The sequence below is a fragment of the Paraprevotella sp. genome, from assembly GCF_986071375.1.
In genome coordinates, this window is record NZ_CFQRNQ010000012.1 from 42,485 (window position 1) to 54,894 (window position 12,410).

The 12,410-nt window shown below is 50.4% G+C and carries 9 protein-coding genes; 4 read left to right on the forward strand and 5 right to left on the reverse strand.

Features of this window, described 5'->3' with window-relative positions; genetic code table 11:
- Nucleotides 1–106 precede the first annotated feature (106 nt).
- On the forward strand, nucleotides 107–2,584 hold the full coding sequence (gene priA / locus AC5RDV_RS07930) for a replication restart helicase PriA (RefSeq protein ID WP_282746969.1): 2,478 nt from the start codon (nucleotides 107–109) through the stop codon (nucleotides 2,582–2,584).
- Between the two features lie 10 nt (nucleotides 2,585–2,594).
- Here the strand turns inward: priA and AC5RDV_RS07935 are convergent, their stop codons facing one another.
- Nucleotides 2,595–4,658, reverse strand: a complete 2,064-nt coding sequence (locus AC5RDV_RS07935; RefSeq protein WP_282746971.1) for an HD family phosphohydrolase — start codon at nucleotides 4,656–4,658, stop codon at nucleotides 2,595–2,597.
- A gap of 97 nt (nucleotides 4,659–4,755) precedes the next feature.
- Here AC5RDV_RS07935 and gltX point away from each other — a divergent pair, with 97 nt between their 5' ends.
- From gltX to AC5RDV_RS07950, 3 genes are all read left to right on the forward strand, one after another.
- Nucleotides 4,756–6,273 (forward strand): glutamate--tRNA ligase, encoded by a 1,518-nt coding sequence (gltX, locus tag AC5RDV_RS07940; RefSeq protein ID WP_282746973.1) that lies wholly within the window; start codon nucleotides 4,756–4,758, stop codon nucleotides 6,271–6,273.
- Nucleotides 6,270–7,490: a 3-deoxy-D-manno-octulosonic acid transferase gene (locus AC5RDV_RS07945; RefSeq protein ID WP_008628222.1), complete on the forward strand. Its 1,221-nt coding sequence runs from the start codon at nucleotides 6,270–6,272 to the stop codon at nucleotides 7,488–7,490. The genes gltX and AC5RDV_RS07945 overlap by 4 nt, the downstream gene beginning before the upstream one ends.
- Before the next feature lie 354 nt (nucleotides 7,491–7,844).
- On the forward strand, nucleotides 7,845–8,054 hold the full coding sequence (locus AC5RDV_RS07950) for a hypothetical protein (RefSeq protein WP_040602945.1): 210 nt from the start codon (nucleotides 7,845–7,847) through the stop codon (nucleotides 8,052–8,054).
- Nucleotides 8,055–8,134: 80 nt separating this feature from the next.
- On the opposite strand, the gene AC5RDV_RS07955 is transcribed toward AC5RDV_RS07950, so the two are convergent.
- From AC5RDV_RS07955 to AC5RDV_RS07970, 4 genes are all read right to left on the reverse strand, one after another.
- Nucleotides 8,135–8,320, reverse strand: a complete 186-nt coding sequence (locus AC5RDV_RS07955; RefSeq protein ID WP_008628217.1) for a hypothetical protein — start codon at nucleotides 8,318–8,320, stop codon at nucleotides 8,135–8,137.
- 27 nt (nucleotides 8,321–8,347) lie between these two features.
- Nucleotides 8,348–10,993 carry a hypothetical protein gene (locus tag AC5RDV_RS07960; RefSeq protein ID WP_282746976.1) on the reverse strand — a complete coding sequence of 882 codons (2,646 nt, stop codon included), beginning with the start codon at nucleotides 10,991–10,993 and terminating at the stop codon, nucleotides 8,348–8,350.
- A gap of 301 nt (nucleotides 10,994–11,294) precedes the next feature.
- Nucleotides 11,295–11,804, reverse strand: a complete 510-nt coding sequence (locus tag AC5RDV_RS07965) for a PH domain-containing protein (protein ID WP_282746977.1) — start codon at nucleotides 11,802–11,804, stop codon at nucleotides 11,295–11,297.
- 19 nt (nucleotides 11,805–11,823) lie between these two features.
- Nucleotides 11,824–12,408: a gamma carbonic anhydrase family protein gene (locus AC5RDV_RS07970; protein WP_040602944.1), complete on the reverse strand. Its 585-nt coding sequence runs from the start codon at nucleotides 12,406–12,408 to the stop codon at nucleotides 11,824–11,826.
- Nucleotides 12,409–12,410 lie beyond the last annotated feature (2 nt).

Below are 12,410 nucleotides of genomic sequence, written 5' to 3' on the forward strand. Positions count from 1 at the left end.
GATAGAAAATGGAATAAACGGAAGCTGTCTGCATGGAGCGGGCGGCTTTCTTTTTGCCTGTTTACTCCTTTTGTCGTATTTTTGTAGTCCATTAAAATCCGTTCGTATGAAATTTGTAGATGTCATTCTTCCTCTTCCCTTGTCGGCTACTTATACATACGCTTTGCCCGAAGAGTGGCAAGAGGCGGTACGGCCGGGTTGCCGTGTTATCGTACCGTTTGGAGCCAAAAAGTTTTATACGGCTATTGTGGTGGAAGTTCACGGGCGGCAACCGCAAGGTTATGCCGTGAAAGCCGTATGGGAGACACTTGATCCTGCTCCCGTTTTACTTCCTGTGCAGTTGGATTTTTGGAGATGGTTGGCGGACTATTACCTTTGTGCCGTGGGGGATGTGTATAAGGCAGCCCTGCCGTCCGGTATGAAACTGGAAAGCGAGAGTAAGGTGGTGGTAAACAGTGAATATGCGGGAAATTCCGTTTTGTCGGAACGGGAACAACGGGTCGTTACTTTGGTTTCGAGACGTTTTGAATCGACCATGACGCGACTTCAAAAAGAATGTGAGGATTTTCGGGTGCTACGGGTGGTAAGGTCTTTGATGGACAAGGGCGTCCTTGCCATGAAAGAGGAAGTCAAACGGAGCTATAAGCCCCGCACGGAAGTTCATGTGCGCTTGTCGGAGACCTATTTTGACGAAAAGAAACTTCATGAATTGCTTGACGGTTTAGGAAGAGCCCCCAAACAGCAGTCCCTTTTATTAAAGTATTTAGAACTGGCAGGTGCCGGAACGGCTTTCCGGTTGCGTAACCCGAAGATGTTGGCGGAGGTGGGACGGAAGGCACTGATGGAAGCAGCCGACGGCAGTCTGGCGATTTGCCGTGCCTTGGAGGAGAAAGGCGTATTGGAGGCCTACCCATACGAGATAGGTCGTTTGGCGCATACGGAGGTCGCCGACACGCTTGGTGTTTCTCCTTTGAGTGAGGCACAGGCAAAGGCGTTCAGAGAGTTGGAAGAAGCTTTTGACCGTCATCCGGTATGCTTGCTTCACGGGGTGACATCGAGCGGAAAGACCGAGGTCTACATTCATTTGATTCGTCAGATGATAGCCGAAGGGAAACAGGTGCTTTACTTGGTGCCGGAGATTGTGCTGACCACCCAGTTGACGGACAGGCTATACCGCGTGTTCGGCAACCGTATGGGCGTGTACCATTCCAAGTTTCCCGATGCCGAACGTGTCGAGATTTGGCAAAAACAGTTGTCTGGACAGCCTTACGATATAATTGTAGGCGTTCGTTCGTCCGTCTTCTTGCCTTTCCGTCATTTGGGGTTGGTCATTGTGGACGAAGAGCATGAGCAATCTTATAAGCAGCAGGACCCTGCACCGCGTTACCATGCCCGGAATGCGGCGATCATGTTAGCCCGGATGTACGGTGCCCGTACATTGCTCGGTACGGCAACTCCGGCGTTGGAGACTTATTATAACGTCCGCATGGGCAAATACGGATTGGTGGAGTTGACCGAACGTTTCGGGCAGGTGCGTTTGCCGGAAGTCGAGGTGGTGGATATTAAAGAGCTGCAGCGCAAAAGGCGCATGGTCGGTCCGTTCTCACCGCGTTTGTTGGAAGAGATGCGTCGGGCGTTGGAAAACAAGGAACAGGTCATATTGTTCCAGAACCGGCGAGGTTACGCTCCGATGATAGAATGCCACACGTGCGGTTGGGTGCCCAAGTGCAAAAACTGCGATGTCAGCCTGACGTACCATAAGGGACTGAACCAAATGACTTGCCACTATTGCGGCTACACGTGTAACGTGCCGGTGCGCTGTCCGGCCTGTGAAGGTACGGAACTGGTGCAGAGAGGGCTCGGTACGGAAAAGGTGGAAGATGCCGTACGTCAAGTCTTTCCGGAGGCCGCCGTGGCCCGGATGGACTTGGATACGACCCGTACGCGTTCGTCATATGAAGGAATCTTGGAGGATTTCCAAAGCGGAAAGACCGATGTGCTTGTGGGGACACAGATGGTGACCAAAGGATTGGATTTCGAGCGGGTCAGCGTAGTCGGCATATTAAATGCCGACACCATGTTTAACATCCCGGACTTCCGGAGCTTCGAGCGCGCCTTCCAGTTGATGGCACAAGTGGCCGGGCGCGCCGGGCGCCGCAGCAGGCAGGGACGTGTCATCCTGCAGACCAAAAGTCCGGATTTGCCCCTCATCCGTCAAGTAACGGGACATGACTATTTCGGGTTGTACGTCGGGCAGATGGAAGAGCGTCAGATGTTTGTATATCCTCCTTTTTGCCGTTTGATTTATGTCTATATGAAACATAAGCGGGCAGACGTGCTCGACCATCTGGCTGCTGAAATGGGGAGCCGTCTGCGTCAGGTCTTCGGTTCCCGTATTTTAGGACCTGACGCACCGCCCGTGGCACGAATCCAATTGCTCTATATCCGTAAAATCGTAGTGAAAATAGAACCCGGAGCTTCTCTGTCCAAGGTTCGGGAACAGTTGCTTTATCTCCGCCAAAGCCTGATGGCACATCCCGATTACCGCAGTGCCCAAATCTATTATGACGTAGACCCCGTGTAAGTCCGGGCTTTTATTTCTTTTTCAGTTCCGGATAGCTGATACGCGTGTGATAAATGGTTTTCAGTTTTTCTCTGAACACATCTTTGGCCACGGTAATGTCGTGGAACGTGATGGGGCAGTCTTTGAAGAATCCTTCCTGCACTTGGCTGTCCACGATCTTATCCACCAGTCCGCTGATACTCTCTTCCGTGTATTCGTTCAGGCTTCTGGAAGCGGCTTCCACAGAGTCCGCCATCATCAAGATGGCCTGTTCCAACGTGAACGGGTTCGGACCGGGGTAAGTGAAAAGGGATTCGTCTACCGGTTGGTCCGGATTCTGGTTCTTGTATGAAATCAGGAAGTATTTGGTCTTACCTTTACCGTGGTGCGTCGAGATGAAATCCTTTATGACTTGCGGCAGGTTATATTTGTCGGCCAGTTTGAGTCCGTCCTTGACATGGCTGATGACAATCGCCGCGCTTTGTTCGTAACTGATGCGGTCGTGAGGATTGAAGTTATTCTGGTTTTCCGTAAAGTAGGCAGGACTGTTCATCTTTCCGATGTCGTGGTATAAGGCTCCAGTTCTGACCAACAGTGCCTTGGCTCCGATTTTATTCGCCACTTCCGTAGCCAGGTTCGCCACTTGCATGGAGTGTTGGAATGTGCCCGGAGCCACTTCCGAGAGCCGTTTCAGCAGTTCGTTGTTGGTGTTGGACAGTTCGACGAGAGTCACGTTAGAGGTGAAGCCGAAGACCTTTTCGAACAAGAACAGCAACGGGTAGGCAAATAACAAGAGGATACCGTTGATGATAATATAGATATACATGCCATATTCCAGGCGTGCGAAGTCTTTTTCATGAATGAGTTCCATGCTCATGTAAAAAGCTATGGATGCCAATGTGACATAAAATGCCGAACGGATAAGTTGTGAACGTTGTGAGAGTTCCCGAAGGCTGTAAATGGCTACCATGCCTGCTACAAGCTGCGTGGCAATGAACTCGTAGGGGTATTTCAGGGATATGGCACTGATGAGCACCGTGGCCACGTGAGTCACAAAAGCCGTCCGGGAATCCATGAACACCCGGATGAAAATAGGAGCCATGGCGAACGGGATGATGTAGACATTGAACAGGTTATGCTTGATGAGGAATGAAGTGAGCAGGGGGTAGATTACCGGCATGGAGGCTATGAACAAGATGTGGCGCGTGTTGGCCAGATAGTCGCGGCGGAACTGGTTGAAGTACAATGAGAGGCAGGCGATGATGAGTGCCACATAGAGCAGTTGGCCAAGCAGCACCGTGTGTGATTGCATCTTGGAGGTGTTTCGCCGGTTGTATTCTTTTTCCAAAGAAGTGAGGATGTCGTATGTTGCCTTGTCCACGATGTCGCCTTGTCCTATGATTTTTTGCCCGCTCATGACCATGCCGGACGAATAAGAGAGGGAGGCGAGCAAATCTTTCCGGGATTCTTCGGACTTTGTCTTGTCGTAAGTCAGGTTGGGGACGATATAGTCGCTCAGATTGCACTTCCGCAATATCCTGCGGTCATATTGCAGGCTGTCTTCTCCCAAATCGATGAGGTATTCGTATGCCGTTTTGTGTGAGAAGATTTTGGGCATCTGTTGTTCCTTGGCCACATTCTGTGCGAATATGCGGATAGAGGCCACTTCGTCCCTGTGCATCTGGTCGAAATCCTCCGTGCTCATGACTCCTTGGGCGTAAATGTATTCCAACTTGTTCACTACGTACGTCAGGTAATTGGCCGGTATGGTGGCCGGTTTCCGTCCGTTTATGGTGGCCTTGAACTTTTCTACCTGTGCTTTCCCAACGGTCTCGTCGATGGCGAAATAAGGCTCGTAATACTGCAATATGCTGTCCTGTTCCGCTTGTATGGTTTCCGCACTTTTGTATATCGGGAAGTCGTAGGTTGCGATGAGTTGGCTGTAACGCCATGGTTTGCCCACGTCGAACTTGTAGGTCGAACGTTCGTCACGCGGCATGTACAGGCACACGACAAACAAGGCCGTGACCGTGATGACGATTCTATAAATCAAAGCCTTCGGGGTAAGGCTGTTCTGTTGGTTATGTCTGTTCATCTCTTTTTCCGTATTTTATATAGGGCGAAAATACGAAAAAAATACGGGGCGTTTAAATAAAAAGTAGTATTTTTGCACAATATTCACAAATGTTGTTATGACACAGAGAAAAGTAAGGGTTCGTTTCGCTCCCAGTCCCACGGGAGCCTTGCATATAGGCGGTGTACGTACGGCTTTATACAATTATCTTTTTGCACGCCAGCATGGCGGAGAGTTCATTTTCCGTATCGAGGATACAGACTCCAACCGGTTTGTCCCGGGAGCGGAAGAATACATTTTGGAATCTTTCCGTTGGCTCGGCATTCCTTTCGACGAAGGGGTAAGCTTCGGTGGGGAGCATGGTCCTTACCGTCAGTCGGAACGTCGGGACATTTACAAGAAATACGTGCAGGAGTTGCTGGATGCCGGTAAGGCTTATATCGCCTTCGACACGCCGGAAGAGCTAGAGGCCAAGCGGCAGGAAATCCAGAATTTCCAGTATGATGCCTCTACGCGCGGCATGATGCGCAATTCGCTGTCGTTGCCGGCTGACGAGGTGGAGCGGCTGTTGACCGAAGGTCGGCAGTACGTCGTCCGGTTCAAAATAGAGCCGGGCGAGGACGTACATGTGGACGACATGATTCGCGGCGATGTGGTCATCAACTCTTCCATTCTCGACGATAAGGTGCTTTACAAGAGTGCCGACGAATTGCCGACCTACCATTTGGCCAACATCGTAGACGACCATCTGATGGAGGTGACCCACGTGATTCGCGGTGAAGAATGGTTACCTTCGGCTCCGTTGCATGTCCTGCTTTACCGTGCGTTCGGATGGGTGGACACGATGCCGAAGTTCGCCCATTTGCCTTTGTTGCTCAAGCCCGACGGGAAGGGGAAATTGAGCAAACGTGACGGCGACCGTCTCGGCTTTCCGGTTTTCCCTCTCGAATGGCACGACCCCAAGACGGGCGAAGTTTCCTCCGGTTATCGTGAGAGCGGCTACTTGCCCGAAGCCGTCATCAATTTTTTGGCCTTGTTGGGTTGGAACCCGGGAACCGACCAGGAAATCATGTCGTTGGACGAGTTGGTGAAGCTTTTCGATATCACCAAATGCAGCAAGGCCGGTGCCAAGTTTGACTATGTGAAGGGCTTGTGGTTCAACCGCGAGTATATCCTGATGAAGGACAACAAGGAATTGGCTCCCGCTTTCGACAAGATACTGCGCGAGAACGGGATAGAAGCACCTATGGAACGCGTAGAAGCCGTGGTGGGCATGATGAAGATGAAGAAAATCAATTTCATCAAAGAACTGTGGCCCCTTTGCGACTTCTTCTTCATTGCCCCGGAAGCGTACGACCGCGAGGACAAGTTCGTGCGGAAGAACTGGACGGAAACGTCGGCGGCCGACATGACCGAACTGGCCGCATTGCTGGAAGGCCTGGATGATTTCTCGGTAGAGGGACAGAAAGCGGCCGTAGACCGTTGGGCGGAAGAGACTGGCAAGAAACCTTGGAACCCTTGGCGCGTGGCCTTGGTGGGCACAGGGAAGGGTCCCGACATGTATGAGCTTTCAGCTTTCCTCGGGAAAGAGGAAACATTACGTAGAATGCGCAAAGCCATAGATGTCCTGAAATGATATATTCGGTTGCGCTTTATCTGTATGCCTTGGCCATCGTGTTGGTCTCGCCTTTCCATAAGAAGGCCCGGCTGATGGTGAAGGGGCAATGGAACACATTCCGTATTTTACGGAAAAGAATCCGCAGGGAAGAAATGTATGTCTGGTTCCATGCGGCCTCGTTGGGTGAATTTGAGCAGGGACGCCCCCTGATGGAACGGTTGCGCCGTGAGCATCCGGAATATAAGATTTTGCTTACTTTCTTTTCTCCTTCGGGGTATGAGGTGCGCAAGGATTACGAAGGGGCGGACGTGGTGTGTTATCTTCCGTTCGACACGCCGGGCAATGTGCGCAGCTTTTTGCGGTTGGCCCGTCCGCGTATGGCGTTCTTCATCAAATATGAGTTTTGGAACAATTACCTGCATGCTTGCCGCCGTCGTCAGATTCCGGTGTACAGCGTGAGCAGTATTTTCCGTGAGAACCAAGTGTTTTTCCGTTGGTACGGGCGCAGTTACAGCGATGTGTTGCGTTGTGTGACCCATTTCTTCGTGCAAAACGAAGCTTCGCGCGAATTGTTAGCACGCAAGGGCATCACGAACGTCACCGTGGCCGGAGACACGCGTTTCGACCGTGTGTTGGACATTTGCCGGCAGGCCAAGGATTTGTCGTTGGTGAAAGCTTTCAAGCAAGATGCCAAGGTGTTGGTGGCCGGAAGCTCATGGGCACCGGATGAGGATTTGATTATTCCTTACTTCAACGCTCATCCGGAAATGAAACTGGTGTTGGCGCCCCATGTGGTCAGTGAAGACCATTTGAAGGAGATAGAGGGAAAGTTGCGCCGTCCGTTTGCGCGTTATTCCCGTGTCACGGAAGAAAGTGCCGCCCGTGCCGATTGCTTGATTATCGACGGTTACGGTTTGCTTTCGTCTATCTATCGTTACGGCGAGATGGCCTACGTGGGCGGCGGTTTCGGCGTGGGCATCCATAACGTGCCCGAGGCAGCGGTATATGGCGTGCCCGTGCTTATCGGCCCGAACAACCGCAAGTTCCGTGAGGCGCAGGATTTGTTGCGCGAGGGCGGTTGTTTGGAGGTGACGGATGCGGACACGTTCACGCGGACGATGGACCGTCTGCTTTCCGACGGGAAGTTCTTGGCGGAGCGGGGACGAATTGCCGGACAGTATATCGAGCGGAATGCCGGAGCGTCGGATCTGATTTTCGATAGTGTGAAGTTCTGAAAGGCCAGTTATATAAGATATAAGTCGGAAAAAGCGGATGTTTGTCCGCTTTTTTTTGTGTTTTGATAGGCTGAAAACCAGTAAAACAGCTCTTATCTGTATGCTCAAATCCGGGAAAGGCGGGGGAAGATGCGGTATTTCGGGGGCATTTTAGGGGATTTTTCCCCGTTTTTCCGAGGATTTTTCCCGATTGTTTGGCGCAGAACGGAAAATCAATCTAAGCCAAACGAAAAAACGTTCTCCTGAGATTGAAAAATCAAAGTGTTCCAAACTGTGTTTTTGAGGGCTTGAAACCGGATTTTAGCCTCCGTTTTTTGCTATTTGAATGAGCTTTGCATGCAAAAACGAAAGAGCATGATGCGCTTTATTTCTTTGTTTTTTGTGTCACGGCTGAAGTGCCGTCGCCCGGTTCTGCGGAGGCTGAGGGGATGGATGTCACCGGAAGGCGGTTACAAGCTTTCCTTTTGTATTCCCGTCGGTTCGCGTGGATGGCGTATTTTCTTCCGGCATCCGGGATGGGCGCGAATATTCGATTTTGGAGCCGTTTTGAAGATTGCACTGTAAAAATATAGTAAAAGAAGAAGGCTGCCGCTACACGGGTGCGTAGGGCAGCCTTTTGGGGGGATTGTGCTTAAAGAAGCAGATTACCAGAGTTCCCAACCGTTGTTTCGGTTGGAATAAGCATCGCTGATACCGCTATCGGACGCTTTGCCTCCGAAATCGAGGTCTACACCGTCACCGGTACCATTTATTCCGCTACAAGCCATCATACCGTTTGATTCCATTTTCACAGCTTTCACGTGGGGCATTTCATATATTTTCTTTTCCATTGTTTTGTTTGTTTATTATACGTTTTTTTATTTGATTATTTTTTCTCCGTCTATGATGTAGATACCGTGTTCCAACCCTTCGAGGGCATCGGCTCTTTTCATGTCGTTTTTTATTTTTATGCCGTTTATGGTATACACGTCTACAAGTTCTTTACTGTCTTTTGTACCGTCGGACGTTATTTCTTCTATGCTGGTCACCTTGCCGTCGATGTCGATGAGCAGGCGGTTGACGCCTGCCATGGCCGTAGTCTGGTCCGCGTTGATATATGCGCGGAAGCCTTTCAGATTCACCTTATCCGTGTCGGCCAAATAGAACTTGTCGTCGTTGATGAAGTAAGCCCCTTGTGGAATCGTGGTGGCCGCATAGTTTCCGGTCATCGAGACGCCGTCCACTGTAGAGCTGTTCGGTTGTCCGGCGTGGAGGTATACTTCGTCGGCTTTGATTTCGGTCACGTTTCCGGTGGGGCGTACGAGGTAAGGTTGGCCTGCCTCTATCGTTTCTGCCTTGTCAAACCGGAGGACGATGTTGCCGTCTTGTTGTGTGGCTTCAACCAGTCGTCTCACTTCGCCCAGTCCGTTTTCGGCGACTTGCCCGGCAGTCATGTCGAAAGGTACGCAGAACGTGTTCCATTTTCCGGAAACTAAGGAACGTTCTAACACGACGTTGGCATAAGTGTCTTTTGCTATGCCGTATTGCGTGTCGGTCTCTTTCAGGATGGCTTCATTACCTAAGTATTCCAGTCGGGTCTGGGCAATAATTGCCCAAGTGGCAGTGTTCTTCTCTCCGGCTTGGAGGCCGACGGTCAATTCTGTTCCTTCTGAGGATATTTCGATTTCCACGGTATAACGGTTGAAAGTACTTGATGTGAGTGCCGTTTTTTGGCCGTTGATGAACAAGTAAAGCTCTCCGTCGTATCCCAAATTCTGGTTTTTGTTCCCCCACACGCATCCTGCTGCGAAAGCAGAGAACCTGTATTTTCCGGGAAGGACGGCTTGTGTTTTCTGCCAAATCAGGTTCTTGCCGGTTTCCGGGGCCCCTGTCCAGTAGGAGACACCGGCTCCGTTGTATGCTGCGCTGTGGAAGGCAGGGATATTTTCGATGTATCCGGAAGCACTGCCGCTGCGTTCCCAATATCTGTTCGTACCGTCTTGGCAGGCTGCGTCTTTGAGGAAAGTAGACGTGATGTCCGATGTCCCTAAATATTCCAAATGGGTTTGGGCCAAGATAGCCCATGTCACGGTGTTGTGGTCGCCTGCCTTGAGCCCGACTGTTATATTCGTTTCATTCGATGGAATTTCTGCTTCCACGGAGTAAACTCCGAAGGTCTCCGTGGTAATTTCCACGCTTTGGTCGTTGATGAAGAGGTATAAGCCCCCGTTGTTGCCCGAATTGACGTTCCCGCCGCTCCATGTGCCTCCGGCTGCATAAGCCGTGAAACGGTATTTTCCCGGGCGGATGGGTTGCGTTTCTTGCCAGACGAGCATGCGGTTGTCCTCGGGTCCGGAGTTCCAGTATGAGATACCTTTCCCGTCGTAAAGGTCATTTTTGAAGGCCGGGATGTCTTCCACGTATTCGCCAGCCTTTCCGCTCCGGTTCCAATATCGGGCTGCATCGTTTTGGCATTCGGCGTCTTTCAGTATGGCTGTCACGTCTGTTTTCACATTCCGTGGGAGCGAAGCGTGAAGGAATCCTTGTATGCTTTCTTCCATTTGCAGCTGTGCCATGCGTGCCTCGTCCGGGCTTATTGCTTGCTCAAGGTTTTCCTGGCCGGTGGACAAAGATGATTCCAAATCCGTACGGGCTTCGTCGGTAGACTTGGAAATGGACAAAAGCAGTTTACCCTTTTCAAAGGTTTCTTTGGAATGGGCTTCTGCCAACGCGTTGTGCATGTCGATGTATTCAAGCATGGTTTGGTTGAGCGTGCTTATGGCCTTTGGGACTTCCGCTTCGTCGGAAGGGCTTGTCTCGTCCACTGTTTTTTTCACTTTGTCTTTGTAGGGTTGGCTTATTTTCCTGGCATTTTTTAAGGCTTCTTCTGCCATAGCCTGATAAAGGCCCGATAAGTCATTGCCTATATATGTCAGTTTGAAATTATCGAAACAGCACCATCTGCCCTGGCCGCCTTCTCTTCCTCTTATTCCGAAATCCAACGTTCCGTCGGTCACCAATACATTGACCGTGTTGCCATATCGGCCATTCTCGAAGTTTTGGTTGGCTTCTGCCGTGCTGAACGGGTATTGCCCGTTGTCGCTTCCGGTAGTTTCTGCTTCTTCATATAGGCTTTTGACCGGAAGTGCGTAATCGTTTCCATAGATTTCCCATAACAAATTTTCGTTCCGGTTGCGGTGGGCCGTTCCGCCATCCGAATTTCTGTCTCTCCCGAAAGCATTGACTGTGATTTGGTACCACCCGTTCGATAGCCCAGTCCGTGTCTGATGGAAATCGAATGCGTTCTCATAGAATTCCACAACCCCGTTGGATGTTTTACATTTTCCTTCAATGTCCCATCCTTCAATGTTGCCGTTGTCGAACCTGTCTTCTGAAATTGTCCCTTCGGAAAGTTCCCCGTTTTCGTTTAGAGAGACAGGAAAGTCTACGGTGACGTTTCTCGGACTTGCTTTTTCGCAGCATGCCGCCATGAGAAGCATTGCAAAAAGTACTTGTTTTTTCATGCCTAAAAATTTTTGTTTATACATAAGGTTATGATGTGTGATTAACCGATGGCAAAATTATTCTGTTTGCCGGATATTGAATGCGCTTTTGGTTGCACGGAATGTAACAATGGTTTCATTTTCAAATGAAAACCGGGGAAAATGTGCTTTGGGAGTGCCGAAAATGCAAAAATAGGATGTAAGGAACGTAGAGCCAAGGGTAAACAAAAAAGTGGGCACCAACACGGAACTGTACCCCAAAAGTTAGACAAAAAACTTTTGGGGTACAGTTCCGTGTTGGGACATAACCTTATGTTTCAGTCTAAAGTTGGTATCCGGTTTGTTCCAACAGTTTCAACACCTCTTCATAGCGGTCGCAACTGACGACGTAACATTTGTTTGATGTTTTAATTTCAATCAGTGATTGGGTGTCTTTGACTACTACGGTGAACTGTCCTGTCTTATCTTCCCAAAACTCTCCGGAGAGTCCGAACAGCCCATAAACGCCCCAACTTTTGATGGCACGGGTGAGCGTTTTTCTGTGGCGAGCATATAGGATTTCTTTTCGGGGGATGGTTATGGCACCATATACCTTTCTGATGACAACCTTGTCTGCTGTCACTTCTACCTGTTTGATTTGGTTAAAATAGGAATATATGAATGCTACGATGACAAGACTGATACAGGCGTACAGAACTACTGTAAGTCCTATGCCGGTTTGTCCTTTCATCAGCCGGCAGATGGCCGTAGTGGCGGCTGCTAGCAAGATGAAAGACATGAACCAGGTGGTGCATAACAGTCCGATAGAATAAGAGGATTGGAATTTTCTCATGATTTCACATGTTGACGTATTACCGTCGGGTAGCTTCGTCATACTCTTCCGATGTGGTGCAGTAATGCGTGTGTTCGGGATGGGCATCCGAACGGCGGTACCAGTCGGAGTACATGACGTAGTGTTGGGCATAGCCCACGTTGAGCTCCTTGGCTTGTTCGGGGTCTACCTTCTTGATGAATCTGGCCGGTACGCCTCCCCACAGCTCGCCGTCGCCGATGACCGTATTCTTCAGGACCAAGGCACCGGCGGCCACGATGGCACCGTGGCCGACGACAGCGTGGTCCAGAATGGTGGACCCCATACCGATGAGGGCGCCGCTTTTCACTTCGCAACCGTGCAGCGTGACATTATGTCCTACGGTCACGTCGTCACCGATGACGATGGGGGCTTTGCCGTAAAGCGTATGCAGGCAAGAGCCGTCTTGGATGTTCACGCGGTTGCCGATTTTGATGAAATGTACGTCACCGCGCAGGACGGCGTTAAACCATACGGTACAGTCGTCGCCCATGGTGACGTCGCCGATGATGGCTGCCCCTTCGGAGAAGTAGCAGTGCTTGCCGAACTTGGGAGTCAAGTCGTTGAGTTTCTTAATCAATGCCATAT